Origin of the sequence: Sutcliffiella rhizosphaerae, from assembly GCF_917563925.1 — a bacterium.
Classification (GTDB): domain Bacteria; phylum Bacillota; class Bacilli; order Bacillales; family Bacillaceae_I; genus Sutcliffiella_A; species Sutcliffiella_A rhizosphaerae.
On sequence record NZ_CAKJTJ010000017.1, the window covers coordinates 21,873 to 43,030 of the forward strand.

Genomic DNA, 21,158 nt, shown 5'->3' on the forward strand with positions numbered 1-21,158 from the left:
TCACCCTAAATATCTTTCGTTTTTTATAGAGTCCCTCATTCTTCTTTCAAAACGCAAGAGCTTCGGTCGAGCGAGACCCTTCTTGACAATCGTCTTATGATCTATAGGGGATTGACGCTTAAATTAATCATCCCGATACAACACTAAAAAAACCGGTCTCCAAAGAGGACCGGCTTTTTTTACAATTTAGGTTGTAATGATCTTTCGTAGGCTTCCTGGAATTTCGTTATATCTCCAGCCCCCATAAAAATAATTACACTGTTTTGGTGCTTTGCTAACGTTTGTGTACCTTCTTCTGTTAGAATTTCTGCTTGAGGAATTTTTTCCAACAAGTCATGGATCGTTAGCTGCCCTTGGTTTTCACGGGCAGAACCGAAAATATCACATAGATAGACATAGTCAGCGCCACTTAAGCTATCAGCGAACTCACTTAAGAAAGTTTGTGTTCTAGTGAATGTATGCGGCTGAAAAACCGCTATAACGTCCCGATCCGGATACTTTTGATTTGCTGCCTCAATTGTAGCTCTAATCTCTGTCGGGTGATGGGCATAATCATCTATTAATACTTGAGTGTCTACTTCTTTTTCGGAGAAGCGACGTTTCACACCTTCAAAAGATAATAACTGTTGTTGAATAACTTCAACAGGAATCTCTTCATAATGACATAATGCAATCACTGCAAGCGAGTTCATGATGTTGTGATCACCATAACCATTTATTTTAAAGGTTGCATAATAGTTATTTCGAACAAATACATCAAATGTTGTGCCTACTGTAGATTTTTCAACATGGCGTGCTTGAAAATCATTCTCTTCACCAAATCCGTAATAAATCACTGGAACTTTTGCTTGGATTTTTTGCAAATATTCATCATCACCACAAGCTATGATTCCTTTTTTCACCTGTAAAGCCATCTCTTGAAAAGCGGAGAATACATCATCTATGCTTCCGAAGTAATCAGGATGGTCAAAATCAATATTTGTCATGATGGTGTAATCGGGAAAATAGGACAAGAAATGACGCTTATACTCACAAGCTTCAAAAACGAAATACTCGCTTCCTTCTATTCCTTTACCAGTACCATCACCGATCAAATATGATGTCGGTTTTGCGCCTTGGATTACATGTGATAACAAGCCTGTAGTCGATGTTTTACCATGTGCACCAGTAACAGCAACGCTAGTATATTTTTCCATGAATTGCCCAAGAAATTGTGGATAACGAATAACAGGGAGATTCATCTCTGTTGCTGCGACAATCTCCTCATGAGTATCAGGGAAGGCATTACCTGCAATGACAGTCATGTTATCTTGAATATTCTCTTTATTAAACGGAAGAATAGTAATGCCTTTTTCTTCTAAACCTATTTGTGTAAAAAATCTTTTCTCGATATCTGAGCCCTGTACTTGGAAGTGCATATCATCTAATATGCCTGCAAGTGCGCTCATTCCTGAACCTTTTATACCGACGAAATGATAAATGGTCATGAAAAAACCTCCAACATTTATCTCTGAATCATCCAGCTCACAATTTATAGCTGAATAGTTTGATTGTTTTTTTGTGTCAGACATCGCTTTATCATTATTGATATTCCATTATATGATAAGCGTCTAAAAGTGCTAATTCCCGAAAAGAATGATGGGGAAACCTTTATGTACATATGACTCTTTGATGCACCGACCCATTATAGCATTATTTCCTCAATTGCTCCACCTGCAAAGAAAAACTGATAGAATCTGTTTTCTACCAGTTTCTCCATTTTTCTATAATGTATATACATTAATCCACTTTTTCAAGGCGTTCATTAAATCGATACTTTCTCCCTGCTTTTGCTTGGGGTTCCCCATTAAGTACCACATTGTCACCAGTGAAGCCGATGTGGATTTTCAACAGACTGCCACCTACACCATAAATGTCAACTGGTACTTTCAGTTCTTCAAATTCTCTAATACGTTGTTCGCTGAATCCCCCACTCACTACAATTTTCACGTGATGAAACCCTTCATTATCCAAGGCTTCTCGGAGAGCAAATACAAGCGGTGCATTAACCCCACGTGGATCAAAGGTTCCAAGTACATCAGAATTTCTGATGAAATACTGATCAATCATAGTTCGGGAAGTGTCAATTCGCACCCCTTTCAACTTACTTCCAAATTCTCTTGCAACACGCAATGCATCTGTGATGACATCATTGTTGTAATCGACAAGAACTAATAGATCGTCTTCTGGAAATTTAGCATGATATGCTTTGGATGCTTCTAAAACGTCTCCATTAAACAATTGGATAAGGGCGTGTGGCATCGTGCCCATTCCTTTTTTTCCCCACCACTCGTTCATTGCATGAGTCGCTTGTGCGGTAGATCCTCCGATATGTGCCGCATATCCGTCGCCTGCCTGTTGAGTGTAATGATCATCACGGTCCCCCATAAAAATAACTGGTTTTTGACCTGCAGCTTTGACCACATTATAGACATTCGTAGCCACTGACGTTCTTCTGGCCAGAATACCATCAATTACTCCCTCCAGATAACCAAAATGTTGATAAGGTCCTGTTATGGTCAGTACTGTTTCGAAGGGTGCTACTTTATCTCCATCTTTCAACGAGTAGATTTCTAGTGATTCTGGATCTTCAGCAAAGGTTTTAATTAAAGCAATTACTTCGTCAGTTCCACACAACACGGCATGATCTTTTTGAAAAAATTGCATGGTAACTATATTATCAGGTTTAAATTCTTTTACAATTTCTCTTGTTTTTAAAAAATAGACGGCAGAAAACCATCCTTCCTTCACACGTTCATCAAACTTGAAGGTCCGGTTAGTTAATCTTTTTATTTTTCCTTGTAGCTTCAGTTCAATTTCCTTCATCCTATTTAAAGCTCCTTACGACCCTGTTTTCGAGTTACTGTCTTTTCTCTGATATGCAAACTCGTAATGCTATCTATTATTTATAATAATAGAACTTTCTATCCATTTACAACATTTCCTGCAATAAGAATTCAATAGTCAGAATCTTGCATCTCACTTAACTCTTCATCTGTTACTAATACATCTCTAGGTTTACTTCCTTTTGGACCGGAAATGACTCCGTGCTCCTCCATCAATTCCATTAGCCGGGCTGCACGATTATATCCAATTCTAAACTTTCTTTGCAAGCTGGAAGTAGATGCGACATTTTGTTCAATGACGAATTGGCATGCATCGTAGAACAATTCATCCTCTTCCTGAATGTTCGCTTCCTTTAACAATTCAGCTTGTTCAAAAAGATATGTTGGTTTTTGTTCACTTCTAACATGTGAAACAGTCTTTTCAATTTCATCGTCCGATACGAAGTTTCCTTGTACCCTGATTGGTTTTGGTGCCCCATTTTCTAAAAGAAGCATATCCCCTCTTCCAAGAAGTCTCTCTGCACCCCCGATATCAATTATTGTCCTGGAATCAACTTGAGAAGAAACGGAAAAAGCGATTCTCGTTGGAATATTTGCTTTAATTAGACCTGTAATTACATCAACAGAAGGACGTTGTGTAGCAATTAATAAATGCATGCCACATGCTCTTGCTTTTTGGGCAATTCGACAAATTGCTTCTTCCACATCACTTGGTGCTACCATCATCAAGTCTGCCAACTCATCAATAATAATTACCATGTATGGCAGTTGCTCCTGATTATGTTGTTTAGCAATTTCATTATATCTTCCAATGTCTCTTACTCCAGCATGAACAAATAATGAATATCTTCTTTCCATTTCTTCAACTGCCCATTTCAAGGCAGCAGTTGCAGCCTTTACATCTGTGATGACAGGACTGACAAGGTGTGGAATATGATTATATGGCGTTAATTCCACCATCTTTGGATCGATTAATAACAATTTAACTTCATCTGGAGTGCTTTTATAAAGCAAGCTGACAATAATGGAATTCACGCAGACGCTCTTACCAGAACCTGTTGCACCAGCAATTAATCCGTGTGGCATTTTCTGAAGGTCCAATACGACAGGCTGTCCAGAAATATCAAGACCAAGCGCTACCGTCAATGGAGAACTATTTTGGATAAAAGACGGATGTCGAATAATCTCTTTAATTAAAACTGGTTTACTTACTCTATTAGGTACTTCAATACCAATTGTGTTCTTTCCTGGTATTGGTGCTTCAATTCGTATGTCTCTTGCAGAAAGACTCAGCTTAATATCATCACTCAAATTAGTAATCTTATTTACCTTAACACCTGGATCAGGTTGGACTTCAAATTGTGTCACAGATGGTCCTTGCGTCGCTTTGACAACTCTTGCACCAACTCTGAAATGATGCAGTGTCTCATCAAGCAACTGTCTTTGACCTTCAACCCATTCTCGATCATCTTCAGAATGATGAGGTGGTGTTGCTAAAAGATGAATGGTTGGTTTTTGAAAATAAGGTAATTGGTTTTCTTGTTGTTCTTGTTGTTCTTGTTGTTCTTGTTGTTCTTGTTGTTCTTGTTGTTCTTGTTGTTCTTGTTGTTCTTGTCGTTCTTGTCGTTCTTGTGATTGGACAGGCTGTAGCCTTTTTCTTTCCAAGGAGCGTTTATCCTCCTTTAACATGATGACATTAAAAGGGACATGTTGTCGTTTTCCTGACCTTTTCTCCTGCTGGTTATCTGTTTTGGGTGGTTGATGTTTATCTTCTATTACAGAGTAGGGTTCATCCTCTTCAACGATTTTTACTTCCTCTTTTTCACTGCTTTCAGTAATGCTATCCAACTTCGAAGCATTTGTGTAGGCTGTTTCTTCCTGATTATTTTCTTGCATCTCTGCTTCAGATACTTTCGAGGTATCTTCTTCTGGAGAGCTAATTTCTTCAATTTCTTCGTACAACCCATTTTCTACTTCCATAGCTTGCTGTGGTTGTTCTGTTTCTTCTATTAATCTATCAGCGAAAGATTGAATCTTTTCGTTCTCTTCCAAGTTATATTTGTCTGGATATGAACCGAATGTATCGTTTCGATCCGAGGTTCCTTTCCAATAAGTTTCTTGATCGTCATTTGTATTGGAAAGTACGAATTCTGGAACTTCCGCTGGTGGACGAGGGTTATTCCCGTAAATTGGCGAAGGTACCATCGTTGGATGAAATGGTTGGTTGTTTTCTTTCACTATTTTTTCAAACTTTTTTTGGAAACTAGGTTCTTTTTTGAAGCGACTATCACTTTGATCGTCTATAGGTTTATGATCAGTAACTTTTTCCTTTGCCGATTTTTCACTCTGTTGAATTGGCGGTGTTTTTTCTTTTTTCCTTTTAGGTGCACGGGTTGAACGCTCTTCATCCGGAATGAGTGGAAATCTGAATTTACCTTCTGGATATTGATAGGCTACTTTTGCTTTTGGTTGTTTTCTACTTGCTTCCTTGACTTCTTCATGCGGTTTTCCAACCAATATTTCATCTTCTTCCTCAAACTGACCAAACAGTTTTTTAAACCAATTCACAACTATCACACTCTTTCTAACTTTATAGACTACATGGTTGCAAAAAACCACTAGAAGAATTCTAATGGCCTACTTCAAATCATTCATTGTTTTGTTTCTTTTCTATCAATCTTCTTTCTATACCCTTCGAAACAATCTTGAAATTTTCTACCATAAAATTGTTTCATCGCTCTTTTTTATTATCTTTCCCTAAAATAAATATAGGTTCGAGAGTTCCTTCCTCATAAAGAAAAGACAAAGCGGTTATTGGGATTTTGCCGTTAACAAAAAAGCTCATTGTCAATTCAGCAAGAATGTCATATCCAACATCATTTTGAATATCTGCAAGTATTAATACATCCTGATGTGGAACCGCAACAGTCATCGAACCAATCACCTGTTTCTTAAAAGACTCAAGGAAGGATTCATTTAATATTCTACTTGCATCATATCCGTCATTGGAGCGAACAAAATAAAAGGTGTTTCCTGCGACTATGTCCTCTTTCACATTTATAGGCAAGGACCTAACATTAAACATTGCCATTTCCTTAATTGTGCTTTTAGATAAGTTCTCTTTTTCCAAGAGATTTTCATCTATTAATTTGTACGATTTCCCAAGATCCACTGCATAGTAAATCCGTGTTTCAGCAGTATGCTCGTCATAAATAAGGGGTACATCATTACTTGATGTCGGGAATGATGTTGAGCGAATAACAGGATATATATGGCGTTCTGACCCATTTAGTTGGATAGGCATTTTCATGCTTGTCAACGCCTCTCTCACATAATACACATACTCATCAATGGCTTTCATATCATTTGTCTGTTCGTACTTAGACAAAACCCCTTGGAGAGCTATGGTGATACCTTTTCCTGTCTCTTTATCTTCCACCCTTAATGATTCTTTTTCACGATCATATGTAATCATCCAATTGGAATGAGCTAATTTTTCTTCTAAAAGTCGTTTCACTTTTAGGACAGTTAATTTTTCCATGAGGAACAATCCCTTTCTCTCATTTGGTTAACTTTTATTGTACAACAAAACAAAAGAAAGTGTAATTGTCGAACAATGTTTTAATTTAACAAACTCTACTATTAAACGATCATATTATTTCTCCATTTTAGATTTAGGAGATTACACCTATTTTTTCACCATATCACTACATAAGCACTTACCGAAGTTAGATTATCCGACAAAAAAAAGCGTACTCTTTACCTCCTTTATTCTTTTAGGAATAGTAGCAATAGATAATTTTTCTTATTTTATTTTGAATATCTTTTTATTTCCCAAAAAATAGTTACTTATTCCTATTTATTCTTTTATGCCCTCCATCAAACATAAATAGTTTAAAGCTTTTATTTATTAGTATTTTTTTACATCATTACCCCTATTTTCTATAAAATATCCAACCTATACCAATTAACTAGCTGATAAAATATCATCTATATCATTTGATTTATTTTTTGAATTTTCTGATTTTTATCTTCTTTTTTCGACACTTTTCTTTAACTTCCTTTATTAATCTGAAAATGTCACCGAGATTCTCCTACATATACAGTATTCTGCCAAAAAAGCAGAACATTTTTGACAGGAAGGAGGATCGTTCATCAGTATTAGTCATTTCATTAATTAAGGGGGATATTGAATGAGTCGAAAGCGGAAACGTAATTTTGCTAGAGTGTTTAGTATCATTATGTGTTTATTACTAATTGTTCCAAGCTTTATCCCAGGGACTGCCTCTGCGCAAGGGAAAAAAGCATCCACCTCTTTAGCGGAATCCATAGAAGTGATGGCAAATAAAATTCCAGATCGTCTATCTAACCAATTTAGTAAGGATGGAGATAAGGTTACTTTCCTTATTAAATTCAAAGAACAAGTAGATACTTTGGCGGTCGCAGAAAAGGCATCTGATTCTGCTAAGCTACAAAAAGCTTCAGCAGGTCAGGAAAAACTAATGAAACGTAATGCAGTAGTATCTGAACTTAGAGCAACTGCTATCGGAACCCAAGCAACGGTTAAAGAGTATCTTGAAAAAGCTCAGGAAGAAGGAAAAGCAAAAGAGATACAATCATTCTATATAGTAAATGGAATGGCGGTTACCGCTACTAAAGAAGTGATGGAAGAGCTAGCTAAATTCCCAGAAATTGAAAAGCTGCTTCCTAACGAAGTTCGTCAACTGGACCCAGCTGCAGAAGCCGCAGGTACCGCTGACATTGAAAAGGATGATGAGAAGCCCGCTGCAGGCTTAGAAAATGTTGAGTGGGGTGTAACTCAAATCGGTGCTCCACAAGCATGGGATATGGGTGTAGATGGAACTGGTTCAGTTGTAGCAAGCATCGATACCGGTGTCCAATGGGACCATCCTGCTTTAAGGGAAAAATATCGTGGCTACAACTCTTCAAATCCAAACAGTCCAAATCATGAGTATAACTGGTTTGATGCTACTCCTCCAAACCAATCTATACCATATGATGATGACGGCCATGGTACGCATGTTACTGGTACGATGGTTGGTGCTGAACCAAATGGTTCGAATCAAGTTGGAGTTGCTCCTGGAGCAAAATGGATAGGAGTTAGAGCCTTCACTCCAGCTGGTGGTACAGATGTGGCATTACTTGCAGCAGGAGAATGGATTTTAGCTCCAAAAGATGCAAATGGCGTACCTAACCCGGCGATGGCTCCAGATGTTGTCAATAACTCATGGGGTGGTGGACCAGGACTTAACGAATGGTACCGTCCGATGGTACAAGCATGGGTCGCAGCTGATATATTCCCAGCCTTTGCTGCAGGGAATGTAAGGTTAGGAAATCCTGGTGGTCCTGGATCTGTTTCAACTCCTGGAAACTATCCAGAATCATTTGCAACTGGTGCTACAGATGTAAATATGAATCTTGCCAGCTTCTCCTTGCAGGGTCCATCTCCATATGGAGAACTCAAACCGGAAGTTTCCGCTCCAGGTGTAGGGGTTCGTTCTTCAACTCCTGGTAATAACTATGGAAACGCAAGTGGAACATCAATGGCAAGCCCTCACGTAGCAGGGGTAGTAGCATTACTAAAACAAGTAAATGCTAATCTTTCTATAGCTGATATAGAAGAGATTTTAATGACTACAGCTACACCGAGAACAGACTCCAACTTCCCTAGCACGCCAAATAATGGGTACGGTCACGGTATAATTAATGCCTTTGATGCAGTTTCTTCCATTATCTCCGGTCTTGGAAAGGTGAAAGGTCAAGTGGCCAAAGACGGAGAAGATAACGAACCTCCTACCTTTGAGCATACTGCTCCTGGAGAAACATACGCTGGCATGGATATACCTTTAAGTATTCATGTGCAGGACAATGTAAGTATCACATCCGTCAAACTTCAACATGAAAATGCCTCTGGGGAATGGGTAGAACTAGAAGCCACTCGTGCATCAGGCACCTATAACGATGCCACATATACTGCTTCTATCTCAGGTGAAGAAATTGTAGAACCATCTGTATCCTACCGTTGGCACATAGTTGATTTTGGTGGAAATGAAGTCACATCTGATACGTATGAAGTAAGCGTTCAACCTGGAATAACTCTTGGTTATTCTACAGATTTTGAAACAGATCCTGTTGGCTGGTACTCTTTCGGAGCCCAAAATTCTTGGGAGTGGGGCGTCCCGACAAGTGGTCCAAACGCTGCATATTCCGGTGAAAAATTATATGCAACCAATCTATCAGGTACTTATGGCAACAATGCAAATATGACGCTAGTAATGCCTCCTATCGATCTTCCAGAAGATAGTGGCGCATATTTACAATTTATGAATTGGTCAAACATAGAAGCAAACTGGGATTTCGGACATGTATTTGTTTCAACAGATCAAGAGAATTGGACACAAGTACTACGTATAACAGGCATAAGTGAACAATGGACAGCTAGAGAGGTCGATCTGTCCGCATATGCTGGTCAACGCATTTACGTAGGCTTTAACCTAAGGACAGACGGCAGTGTGGTTCGTTCTGGCTGGTACATTGATGATGTGGCATTATCTGCAGAATCTAACCAAGCAGAGTCTAAAGTACCAAAAACCTCCGTTGAAAAAGAAGAAAAAGTGGAAGCAAAAGAGGAAAAAGTAAACCCTGATAAAATCCAACCTGCAGCGGCTGCTGTAAAAGAAGAGGCAACGAAAGAGGATCTTAACCCTCAAGCCCTTCCGTTACATGCACAAGTGTCGGTATTGGAAACAAATCGTTCTGTTAACACCAATCCAGCAAATGGATTATACGAATTGTTACATGCAGCTGGTACGTATACCGTAAAAGCTGAAGCATACGGCTATCACCCTTCCGAGCAGTCCGTGGACATTGCTCCAGATGGTGAAGCTATAGCAAACTTTGTACTGGAAGAAATTGCACAAGGGACATTAACTGGAACTGTTACAAACAGCGTGACAGGAAATCCAATCTCTAATGCTACATTAATCCTAGTAGAAGACGCTGCAGTTGCACCTGTAACAACTGATGAAAATGGAAATTTCTCGATTACAGCTTATGAAGGTGACTACACCCTTCGTATAATGGCTCCTTCTTATTACAGTGAAAATGTCGAAGTATCAATTGAAGGTGATTCTTCTCTTGATATTGAGCTACGTCCATTCATCGGCTATCCTGGTGAAATTGGCTATGACGATGGTACAGCTGAAAACGCAAGAGCATTCTTTGACGCTGGAAACGGCTGGGCTGTAAAAATGTCCTTACCAGACGGACAAAATAGTGCCCTAGTAACTGGCGGACTATTCCGTTTCTGGGATACTACATGGCCAGTCCCTGGAGGTACAGACTTTAAAGTAGAAGTTTGGGATGCTAACGGCTCAAATGGTGCCCCTGGTTCCAAGCTAGCTGGACCATTTGATGGTACTGCCCTTCGTACAGGCGAGTGGACAACCGTTGACTTAGCGGAACACGGAATCATTGTGGAACAAGATTTCTACATGGTTTATATTCAGACACACGCTAACCCGAATACACCAGGCCTTGGTACCGATGAGAATGGACCAAATGCAGGTCGCAGTTGGCAATATGTCGGTGGTGCATGGTCACCTTCACCAGAAGCAGAGGGTAACTATATGATCCGTGCACTAGTTAATTTTGAGGTAACGGCTCCAACGATTACTTCTCCAGCAGACGGATCGTTTACAAATGAATCTACAGTTACGGTAGAAGGTAATGCTTCACCAACTACAACAGTTCATGTACTAAGTAATGGGGAAGAAGTAGGAACAACTACTGCTACTGAAGAGGGAATTTTCTCATTAGACGTTGAATTAGTAGATGGAGACAATGTCTTAACTGCTAAGTCTTCAACTGAAACTGGGGAAACAGAAGAATCTGCACCTGTCACAATAGTTCTTGATCAACAAGCACCGGAACTTGTTATTACAAGTCCTGAGCACGGTTCTAAAACAAACAGGGAAACAGTTACAGTAACAGGTACAGTTGAAGATGCTAATTTAGACTTTGTAAAAGTAAATGGTCAAAATGCAACCGTAAATGATGGCAAGTATTCTCATCGAGTGATGCTTAACAATGGTGAGAACACAATCCAAGTGGTAGCACAAGACCTTGCTGGTAATAGTACTAGCCAAGAAGTAACTATCTCTGCTAAGTATGATGCAGCAGAAATCACTAATTTGAAGCCAACAGAAGATAAACACTTAAGAGCAGGACAGTCAGTAAAAATTGAATTCAATAGCGAAGAAAGATTACGAGCAACGTTCTCCATCCGTATGCCGCTAACAAACACTGCGACGATGATGCAAGGGAACGATGTGAATAATGCTATTGAGCTTCCATTAATGGAGCAATCTCCAGGTTACTATGTAGGTTATTGGACAGCTACTTCAAGTGTAGTGGCAAGTGGAGCAGAAATCGAAGTAAAAGTTGCGGATGACTTCGGTAATGTAACCCGTGCTCTTGCAGAAGGTAAGTTGTATATCAATGAACCAAATGGTAATGGCAAAGGTAAGCCTGCTAATCCAGGAAAGCCTGAAAATCCTGGTAATAAAAACAATTAATTGATACTAAGATAAAGGGGCTGTGATGAAAGTCATGATCAATGGTTTTCTATCAGCCTCCTTTTTTTCTGGTGATTTCAGTAGCAGATTCAAAAAATGCCGGCCTACTTTATAAGTGGCCAGCATCCTCTATTTTATTTATCCAATGAAGATAGAAAACTCTCTATTTCTTCCTGTGTTTTGCGATCCTTACTCACAAATCTGCCTGCCTCTTCCCCATTTTTAAAAGCAACAAAACTGGGAATTCCAAAAACACTTAAATCGGTACATAAATCAATAAATTGATCGCGATCTACATAAATAAACGAATATTGATTAAATTTCTCTGTTATTTCAGGCAATACTGGCTCAATGATGCGGCAGTCTGGGCACCAGTCTGCTGAAAACATAAAAACTACGTCCTTCTCACTTTTTAGTTGTGAAAATTGCTCCAACGATTGTAATTTTTCCATTTTGCTAGCCTCCAATATTAATTTTCATATCACCATATTTAATATATAGTTTTTTCCTCATCCATTCGGATATTGCCAAACTTACCACAGCTGGACCAATAATGTGAAGTAAAAGAACTTTTAAAAGAACTGATAAAGAAAAACCCATTTCAGTAAAAGTCATGATTTGTCCTACTAAACCACTGGTCCCCATCCCAGCTCCCTCTTTTACATTTGTCATTTGAAATAATGTCGTTCCTAGTGGTGCAAAAATGATTCCTGCTATCGTCGGCGGGACTATAATCCAAGGATTTTTTATGATATTAGGTATTTGCAACATGGAAGTTCCAATTCCTAAAGCTAAAATACCTGACATTTTGTTTTCCCGATAACTGCTTACTGCAAACCCTACCATTTGGGCAGCACAACCTATCGTTGCAGCTCCTGCAGCAATCCCTTCAAGTCCAAGCATCATTGCAATTGCTGCACTTGAGATGGGAGCTGTCAAAGCCCATCCCATCAAAATAGCTACGAAAATCCCCATAATGATAGGTTGTTGTTCTGTTGCCCACATGATGACAGAACCAAGTGTGTTCATTCCTAAATCAATAGGTGCCCCAATAAACTTGGCGACTAGAAACCCAGTAAATATTGTAACAAAAGGAGTGACAAGAATATCTACTTTCGTTTCCTTCGAAACCATCTTACCCACTTCTGTTGCAAACAAAGCGGCAACAAAACTACCAGCAGGTCCTCCCAGCTGGGCTCCTGCAGCACCTGCGACGAGCGTAGCAAATAATACCAAAGGTGGCGCTTTCAAACCAAACGCAATAGCTGCTCCTATAGCAGGACCCATTAATCCCATTGCGAGTAAACCCATATCAGTAAATAGAGGCCATCCGAGCTGATCTCCTAATGTCTTTATTATCAATCCGATAATTAAGGAGGAAAATAGCCCCAAAGCCATATAGCTTAGTCCTTCTATAAAATATACTCTAAGGGATAAGAAAACTCCCTTTTTATGTAAAAAACCTTTCATATCCTCACTCTTTCTTCTTTCATATTTCTATTGCAATTACCATTAATAATAACGAAAAACTGTCGATATATACTAGTAGATTATTCAAATAATTTATAGATATCCATTTTACACCTTCCACAGCCTTACAATTTTTCATTATTATTTCAAAGAAGCCATTAATAAACTTTCTGTTGTGAAACTTGTAGAAATGTGTCTATAATTATTTTCAAATGTCTGATTTTTAGTAAAAGATATAAAATTCGAAAGTTTTTAATGATTTAGGGGGGTACCATGAATACAATTAGGGGTAGAGTAAGATTTATTTTATTGGCATCAATTGTTGGATTAATCATTGTATTGTTATTTAATTTCTTCTTTTACTTTACGCAGTCTAATGCAAAAGAACAAGAAGCAACTCTATTTGAAGCAGTAAATAGCAGTAAGGAAATAAAATTCGCTTTTTCTGATACGAGAAAAAATGAGCAAGAATTCTTAAGGATTCCAAGTGAAGATACATCCGGCAAAATTAAAGAAAATATGGCAAAAATTCAAGAGGACGCAGCTGAACTGAAAGCCGAATTTGCTGAGTATGAGGAGATAGCTGACAACTTTTCTAAAATTGAGCAGGAAGCAGCCAACTATTTAAGTGTATATATACCACTAGAAGAGCTTTATCAAGAAATCGGTTATACAGAGTTCACAGGTCTGCAGGGGGAAATGAACGGCTATGTTCGTAACCTCGTAATTAATGTAAGAGGGGCAAACAAAGAAAATTTAAACACAACATTAATGAATTTGCGACTTTACGAACAACAATTTCTTGCAACAAAGCAAGAAGCAAGATACCGAGACTTTATGAAGACTGCTGAAACATTCAAAGAACAAATTACAGAAACTGACCTTCCAGATGCACAAAGAGAGGGATTACTTAGCCTGCATACTCCTTATGTTCAAGCAATGCAGGATCTGTTTAATAACTATAACTCAACCTATGCATTTGTTCGCAGTTTTGAAGAGATCAGTAACTCTGTTGAACAAAGTGTTAATGAAGTAGAGGCAGCTGTTACCGACCTCCAATCTAGTTTACAACAAGAGTCCAATACTAAACTACAGACTATTATGATTTTAATTTTGGGAATCAGTTTATTATTGTTAGTGTTTTTAAGTGCGACAGGATACCTTCTCAACCGCAAGATAGCATCATCGATTAAATCTCTCAAAGATGGGGCAACAAAAATCGGAGAAGGTAATTTTGCCCATAGGGTTCCTATTACAACTAAAGATGAAATGGCTGAACTAGCTCATACATTCAATGCAATGGCAGAGAAAATGCAGACGTCTTTATTGAAAGTTATGAAAGCAACGGATGAACTTCAATCAGCATCCGAAAACTTAGCAGCAGTGTCTGAAGAAACAACCGCTCAATCTACTGAGGTAAATGAAGCGATTAAACAGGTTGCCATTGGTTCAAGCGAGCAAGCACTGCATCTTGATGAAAGTACAGATATTTTAAAAAGAGTAAAAGAAGCAGTCGAACAAGCAAATTTCTTAAGCAGTGAAATTAAATCAAAAGCAGACCTTGCAAAGGTGACAGGAGAAGAAGGTTTGACAGTAGTAAAAGATCTACATCAATCTTCTGAGCAGTTCCTAGAGCTTGCAAATCACTTAACAGAGCGAGTGCAACAAGCTACAAAACAATCACAACAGATTAACTCCATCGTCGCAACGATTCAAGAAATTGCGGAGAATACAGATCTTTTAGCGTTAAATGCAGCTATTGAGTCTGCAAGAGCTGGTGAAGCAGGCAGAGGGTTTGCTGTGGTAGCTCAAGAAGTTCGTAAACTAGCAGAACGCTCTAAACATGAGGCGCTGTCTATCAAAAAGCTAGTAAACGAAATGGGTACTCAAATGAACAAGCTGTCCAACGATGCCTTGCAGTTTAATGAATATCGTGATTTACAACAGCAATCTGTTGATACAACAAAAGTTTCTTTTGAAAGAATCGCAGGAAATGTACATGAAATCAATCAAAAAGTCGATGATGTACAAGAAGCGATTTTACAAGTTACCCAATCTAATCAGCAATTAGAAGAAAAGCTTTCAGAAGTGCATTATATTTCAGAAGAAGCTGCAGCTACTTCTGAACAGGTTAGTGCATCTAGTGAACATCAAATTGTGGCAATTGAACAAGTTAATCATGCTGCTATCTCTCTCTCCACGATTGCTACCGATCTTCAAGAAGAAGTAAGTCAATTTGTTGTAGAAGAAGAACAGACACTGACAGAAGTTGTTTCGAATCAAGATGAATTCACAACAGATCCAGAAGAGTTTATTTCAGATGAGATTTCGGAAGCTAAAGAAAATAATGAACATGACATTTTAGATGAAGTCGCAACCAGTATAGAAGAACCATTATCTACTGAAGAAGAGAAAGAGAAATAATAATAAAGGGGCATACCAGAAAGCAATTATTTTCGTCTGGTAGCCCCTTTATTTTAGAGGATTCCTTTAAATTATTTAATTGTGACTGAGGAAACTATTTCCATCATATTTTTCGTACTATTTTCTATATTACTAGTCTCTGTTACTGTAGTCATCCTCACACCACCAATTCCCACTGTCACCTCATGCATCCCCTCTTCTTCACCAGAAACCGGAGCGATAAGTAAGTATCCTAATCTCCCATCTTCTAATAGAGTGTGGTCTAAATGAGTTTGTGGATAACTAGATTTTATGGAATCGTACAGCACTTTGGAGTCTTGCTCTTCAAATAGATTCACAAATAAGATATATGGTTCGTCCTTATATGCAAAAATAATATTATTGTCATCCTCTGTATCTACTTCAAACTGGGGAGGAAGGTAATAATGAAAGGTACTTGCTTCTGCATTAACTTCCTTTTTCTCCGATTTCAAGACTTCATCAAAAGTTCCCTTTGCGTTTTCTGATGCGTCTTCCAAAGAAACTGAGCAACCTGTCAATAAAAATAGGGATACAAAAATAAAAGAAATAATGGCTCTTCCTAAAAACAAAATCTTCACTCCTTTAGTACAATAGAACTAAAATCACTAATTCTATCATAACGATTATTCTTTATGCTTGACAAGTATAATTTCGAATTATCACTTTATTATCATTTTTATGATAGACTAGTTTATAGAAAAATAACAAGAGGTACTATTTGGAGGGATTGACATGAAATTTACTGCTTATCTTGCGGGAGAAATCCATACGAGCTGGCGAGAAGAATTAACAGAAAAAGCAAAGGCATTGGACCTTCCACTTGAATTTGTTGGTCCCATGACAGACCATGATCGCTCTGACAACATTGGCGAATTAGTGATGGGACTCCAAAGCAACGCAATAGCTAAGGACGAAGCTGCTTCTCAAATTAACAATCTAAGAACCCAATTACTAATAAAACAATCTGACCTAGTTATTGCTTTGTTTGGAGAACAATATAAACAATGGAATACAGCTATGGATGCAAGTGCTGCCATTACATTACAAAAGCCACTAATATTGATTCGTCCTGAAAAACTTCATCACCCATTAAAAGAGTTATCCAATAAAGCCAATGTGACAGTTGAAAATGTTAATCAGGCATTAAAAGTACTTTCCTATGTATTGGAGTAACATACATATATCCGTTTCAACAATTTGAAGCAGGCATCATAATGCCTGCTTATTTTTATGGATCCACTGACCAACTAATAATCTGCAAACATGTTCAAACATTTGTGTTCGTGTAATTGCCCCTCCAGAAAAAATGCCAACGGCTCCTTCATGCTTTCTAATATCTTTACGTTGACAATATTCTTCCATGAGTTCACCCAGTTCTATTCCTTTTGATAGCGGTCCTCGAAATGCTTCTGGCAGAGGGATTCTTGCACCACCTGCAATAAACTCATTTCCTTCCTTATCAACAAGAGCTCCCCAGTTGCAAACCATTACATTATGTGTGGCGGTATCGTCTATCACCACTCCACCTTCCAATCCAATCGCAAACACTGCCTCGTCACATTCATATAATGCATTTCTTGCACGTTGTAAGGCCCCTCTAACTGTCTCATCATCTGATAATGGTTGATTACTGACACCTGAGTCAACATCTACCCTGACGGTTGAAGCCTCTATACTTAGACCAACAAGCGCTTGTTCTATTGCATTATACTTTGCAGGATTATTGGAACCTATTACAACTTTCATTCTCTTTCACTCCTAACATGATTGTCCATATAAAAAAGTGATGAGGATTTTTCCTCACCACTTCAGACTGGCGACAAAGATGTTTCATCACAATTTGCAACTGATTTATACCGCTCTACCCAAGGTCGCACAAAACAATTTCATCAGTCTGTTCCTATACATTTTTCACTATAATAAAGCACTGACATTTATCGGCTTCTGATGGAATCTACTGTAGATTGATCTGCTGATTTAACTAGATTTACGATTAGTTCTTTAGCTGCTGCATAATCATCTACATGAACGATAGAAGCGTGAGTATGGATATAACGCGAACAAATTCCTACGACTGCTGAAGGAACGCCTTCATTGGAAGTATGAACTCGTCCTGCATCCGTTCCACCCTGTGAAATAAAATATTGGTAAGGAATACTATTTGTCTCAGCAGTATCCAGTACAAAGTCTCTCATCCCTGTATGTGTAATCATGGAGCGATCATATATACGAAGAAGAGCTCCTTTGCCAAGATGTCCAAACTCTTTCTTATCTCCTGTCATATCATTTGCAGGTGATGCATCAAGCGCAAAGAAAATATCTGGTTTGATCATGTTTGCTGCTGCTTGAGCCCCTCTTAGACCAACCTCTTCTTGTACAGTTGCACCAGAATATAACACATTTGGAATGGATTCGCCTTGAAGAACTTTTAACAATTCGATCGATAGTCCACATCCATAACGGTTGTCCCATGATTTAGCTAAAATTTTCTTTTCATTTGCCATTGGTGTAAATGGACAAATAGGTACGATTTGTTGCCCTGGCTTAATCCCGATATTGATAGCATCTTCCTTATTGTCTGCACCAATATCGATCAGCATATTTTTCATATCCATCGGTTTAGCTCGAGTTGCTTCATCCAATAAATGAGGAGGGATGGATCCAATTACTCCTACAACTGGTCCATTATCAGTCATTACCTGGACACGTTGAGCTAGGAGGACTTGACTCCACCAGCCTCCTAGATTTTGAAAGCGTAGCATTCCGTTTTCTGTAATGGAAGTAACCATAAAACCTACTTCATCCATATGACCTGCAACCATTACTGTAGGACCTGTTTCATCTCCTCTTTTCACACCAAAAACGCCTCCGAGGCGATCTTGTACTACTTCATCTGCATACTTCTCCAATTCACTGCGCATGAAGCCACGCACGTCATGTTCAAAGCCTGGCGCACCTTGTAATTCTGTTAACGTTTTAAAAAGTGTCAATGTTTCCTGATTCAATTAGGTCATCCCCTTTTCATCATCAATTATGTATTCAAACATTTTCAAAGGCTCTTTTTTTTAAAAAAGTGTTGTTATTCCCCTGTGAAAAGTCAAGTTCTGGACTTTTCACATACAATTTGCACGGAAGCTTGCCATTTTTTTAAAATTAAAATACAGGAAAAGAGCAAGGCAATAAAGATTATTACTAGTTTCATGTAACCGTTGGCAAAGGCAACAAAGTTTGCGAAAACAGCCTTTTCATACTTCGTCGTTTAGATACTCGAAATATTTTAATTACATTGTATCGAACTTTCTTTTCTGTTTCCACCTTTATCATGACATTTATTTGATTTACACGATATACTATAAGTAATATAAATATAACCGGTGCATTTCGTATAAACGATGTAATTACTTAGACGAAATTTTGAAAGGATGAAGTGAATATGAAATGGAGAGCCTTGTTAATTGGTGCAGGCATAGGTGCTGCGGCTGCATTGTTCATTACTGAAGCTACAAAACAAACATCTATAAAACCGGAGAAAGCTTTAAAAATAGCTAAAGAAGCCTTTAAAAAGAAAGGACCTGTGGATGGTTCGTGGATACAAATGATTCCAGAAACCATTAGTAAAAATGATATTTCCTATAATATATACAGAGGTGGAATTTCACGAAGAGTGAATGATGTATTGGAACAGTATGAATTTATAGTAGATAAGCATACTGGTGTCATTTTAGATGTGAATCAAATAAAGTAATGTAACAAATGCTTGCTGAAGATTATTTCAAGATAAAATAGGCTGTCCGTCAAATATCAATTGGCTGACAGCCTTTCCTTTTGTTCTCCTATCTATGGCGTTCCACTTTTTCGGTTATTTCTTTTGACTCATTCCATTTCACTGCACGGTAAAAGGCATCATGGTAAAAGGTAAACCACGCATTCTGCTTTAGCCCTTCATTGATCCATTTTTCTTTCGCATGGATAGATGTCATTGGATAATCATCATATGCCAGTACCCATAAAGATGGCAAGTGAGCATGAGTTGGCATTAAATCCGCCATATGAAAGAGAATATCTTCTCCTTGTGTTAAAACAACAATACTATGTCCATCGCTATGCCCGCCAGTATGTATCATTTTTATTCCATCCACTACTGTCACTTCTGAATTAAACGTCTTTACCTGTTTTTCGATACCTTGCCAATTCATTTCCCAATAAGTGTTCTTTGAACGGATATTAGGATTACACATCTCGTACCATTCTGTATCGGATACATGAATTACTGCATTAGGAAAAACAGAAACATACTCACCTTTTGAAGAATCATAATTCGTTAAACCGCATACATGATCATAATGCAGATGTGTCATGATAATAATATCGATATCATTAGGCGTCAATCCAAGTTTACTTAAATCCTCTATTACTTGAGACTCTTCAGTCGCTCCAAAATTTCGTTTTTGTTTTTCAGTAAGCTTACCATTCCCAATTCCTGATTCCACCAGAATATTATGTTCTCCAGTTTGAATCAATATTGGATCAGTTCGTAATTCGATTTGATTAAGGTCATTTACAGGGTATTTCTTGGACCAGAGTGCTTTTGGTACGACACCAAACATCGCTCCCCCATCCAGATGTGTAACCCCCCCATTCAACCACGTTAATTTCCAGTTCCCTAAAGATAATGTTTCCATTTGTCTCTCCCCTTTTTTGAGTAGGCACCCTATGTTGCTAATTTGTAAAATGTACCTTTTGAACTTTGACCCTATGTTCGCAAATACAACAAAATGTGCGAATTTAACCTTTGTATAAGGCTAACTTCATTGTAACAAATCAGTCAGAAAAATTCGAAATAGTTCATTATTGAAATCTCTAAATAGAGCATTGAAATCTCCAAATCGTCACTGAATTCATCATGTTGAGGGACCACCATAGCACTCCAAACAAAAAAACTGCCCCACACAAAGAAAGGGACAGCTTCTGATTACTCTTTATATTGGACTTCACAGCGGTAGATAGGAAATCCTTTACTGGAAAATTTCTCTTCGTACTCCGTCATGATATTTCCTTCATAATCGCTATTATGCAAGTCAAGGCTAACGTAATTTAAAAGTAAGCCGTATTCTGAAAAACTCATAAGGGAAAATTCAAACAATCCACGGTTGTCCGTTTTAAAATGGATTTCCCCTTTAGGTACCAATACCGATTTATATAAATCAAGAAACGTTTTATACGTAAGCCTTCTTTTTGCATGGCGTTTTTTTGGCCAAGGATCAGAAAAATTCAAGTATACCCTGTCCACTTCGTTCTTATCAAAGTATTCTGTAAGCTTTTCAGCATTGACATTTAGTAGCTTTACGTTCGGAACGTTTGCAACTACTGCTCTTTCTAGTGCTTTTACTACAACACTTTCAAACAATTCAATACCTATATAATTAATATGGGGATTGGCTTTTGCCATTTCTGTAATAAATGTTCCTTTTCCAGTCCCAACTTCAATATGAATGGGATGTTCATTTCCAAAGACCTCGTGCCATTTGCCTTTACGGTTCTCTGGGCCAAGGATGCAATAATAGGAGTGTTCGGCAATATATTCTGCCGCCCAAGGTTTGTTTCGAAATCTCATTTATGTCACCTCAAACGTTAAATTATTCCATCTGTGATTTACCTTAGTAGACTTTTTTCACAGAAAAGAACCGATCACATTGGACCGATTCTTTTGCGTGTATAAGAATGATAAATAAACAAAGGCTAGTACATATATTAATTAAAG

General features: G+C 38.1%; 15 protein-coding genes. 4 read left to right on the top strand and 11 right to left on the bottom strand.

Translation table 11 applies throughout. From position 1 onward, the window contains the following. Positions 1-179 precede the first annotated feature (179 nt). The 4 genes from murC to LRP81_RS14525 all read right to left on the bottom strand — a co-directional run bounded on the left by murC (position 180) and on the right by LRP81_RS14525 (position 6,426). Positions 180-1,487, bottom strand: coding sequence for a UDP-N-acetylmuramate--L-alanine ligase (gene murC / locus LRP81_RS14510; protein WP_230502317.1), 1,308 nt, complete (start codon positions 1,485-1,487; stop codon positions 180-182). A gap of 292 nt (positions 1,488-1,779) precedes the next feature. Beyond that, positions 1,780-2,865, bottom strand: a complete 1,086-nt coding sequence (locus LRP81_RS14515; protein WP_230502319.1) for a nicotinate phosphoribosyltransferase — start codon at positions 2,863-2,865, stop codon at positions 1,780-1,782. 131 nt (positions 2,866-2,996) lie between these two features. After that, a complete protein-coding gene (locus tag LRP81_RS14520; RefSeq protein WP_230502321.1) occupies positions 2,997-5,453 on the bottom strand; it encodes a DNA translocase FtsK in 2,457 nt (818 codons plus the stop codon). A 163-nt stretch (positions 5,454-5,616) separates the two neighbouring features. Continuing rightward, positions 5,617-6,426 (bottom strand): DUF1444 domain-containing protein, encoded by an 810-nt coding sequence (locus LRP81_RS14525; RefSeq protein WP_230502323.1) that lies wholly within the window; start codon positions 6,424-6,426, stop codon positions 5,617-5,619. A 652-nt stretch (positions 6,427-7,078) separates the two neighbouring features. Here LRP81_RS14525 and LRP81_RS14530 point away from each other — a divergent pair. Continuing rightward, complete coding sequence (locus tag LRP81_RS14530) at positions 7,079-11,482, top strand: S8 family peptidase (RefSeq protein WP_230502325.1); 4,404 nt, start codon at positions 7,079-7,081, stop codon at positions 11,480-11,482. A 134-nt stretch (positions 11,483-11,616) separates the two neighbouring features. Here the strand turns inward: LRP81_RS14530 and LRP81_RS14535 are convergent, their stop codons facing one another. Next, positions 11,617-11,934 carry a thioredoxin family protein gene (locus LRP81_RS14535; RefSeq protein WP_230502327.1) on the bottom strand — a complete coding sequence of 106 codons (318 nt, stop codon included), beginning with the start codon at positions 11,932-11,934 and terminating at the stop codon, positions 11,617-11,619. A gap of 4 nt (positions 11,935-11,938) precedes the next feature. Then, positions 11,939-12,952 (bottom strand): PTS transporter subunit IIC, encoded by a 1,014-nt coding sequence (locus tag LRP81_RS14540; RefSeq protein WP_230502329.1) that lies wholly within the window; start codon positions 12,950-12,952, stop codon positions 11,939-11,941. A 273-nt stretch (positions 12,953-13,225) separates the two neighbouring features. On the opposite strand from LRP81_RS14540, the gene LRP81_RS14545 reads away from it, so the two are divergent. Continuing rightward, the gene (locus LRP81_RS14545; RefSeq protein WP_230502331.1) at positions 13,226-15,376 is read left to right on the top strand and encodes a methyl-accepting chemotaxis protein; all 2,151 of its coding nucleotides are present in this window, start codon (positions 13,226-13,228) and stop codon (positions 15,374-15,376) included. Between the two features lie 71 nt (positions 15,377-15,447). Here LRP81_RS14545 and LRP81_RS14550 read toward each other — a convergent pair whose 3' ends face one another. Continuing rightward, positions 15,448-15,966, bottom strand: coding sequence for a hypothetical protein (locus LRP81_RS14550; RefSeq protein ID WP_230502333.1), 519 nt, complete (start codon positions 15,964-15,966; stop codon positions 15,448-15,450). 163 nt (positions 15,967-16,129) lie between these two features. Here LRP81_RS14550 and LRP81_RS14555 point away from each other — a divergent pair, with 163 nt between their 5' ends. Beyond that, positions 16,130-16,570, top strand: coding sequence for a YtoQ family protein (locus LRP81_RS14555; RefSeq protein WP_230502335.1), 441 nt, complete (start codon positions 16,130-16,132; stop codon positions 16,568-16,570). Between the two features lie 36 nt (positions 16,571-16,606). Here the strand turns inward: LRP81_RS14555 and LRP81_RS14560 are convergent, their stop codons facing one another. Beyond that, positions 16,607-17,143 carry a DUF84 family protein gene (locus LRP81_RS14560; protein WP_230502337.1) on the bottom strand — a complete coding sequence of 179 codons (537 nt, stop codon included), beginning with the start codon at positions 17,141-17,143 and terminating at the stop codon, positions 16,607-16,609. A 188-nt stretch (positions 17,144-17,331) separates the two neighbouring features. Beyond that, the gene (locus LRP81_RS14565) at positions 17,332-18,402 is read right to left on the bottom strand and encodes a M42 family metallopeptidase (protein ID WP_230502339.1); all 1,071 of its coding nucleotides are present in this window, start codon (positions 18,400-18,402) and stop codon (positions 17,332-17,334) included. 428 nt (positions 18,403-18,830) lie between these two features. On the opposite strand from LRP81_RS14565, the gene LRP81_RS14570 reads away from it, so the two are divergent. Further along, positions 18,831-19,142: a PepSY domain-containing protein gene (locus tag LRP81_RS14570; protein WP_230502341.1), complete on the top strand. Its 312-nt coding sequence runs from the start codon at positions 18,831-18,833 to the stop codon at positions 19,140-19,142. Positions 19,143-19,230: 88 nt separating this feature from the next. Here LRP81_RS14570 and LRP81_RS14575 read toward each other — a convergent pair whose 3' ends face one another. Together LRP81_RS14575 and trmB are read right to left on the bottom strand one after the other, a co-directional pair. After that, positions 19,231-20,079, bottom strand: coding sequence for a YtnP family quorum-quenching lactonase (locus tag LRP81_RS14575; protein WP_230502343.1), 849 nt, complete (start codon positions 20,077-20,079; stop codon positions 19,231-19,233). Positions 20,080-20,369: 290 nt separating this feature from the next. Then, the gene (gene trmB, locus LRP81_RS14580; RefSeq protein ID WP_230502345.1) at positions 20,370-21,011 is read right to left on the bottom strand and encodes a tRNA (guanosine(46)-N7)-methyltransferase TrmB; all 642 of its coding nucleotides are present in this window, start codon (positions 21,009-21,011) and stop codon (positions 20,370-20,372) included. Positions 21,012-21,158 lie beyond the last annotated feature (147 nt).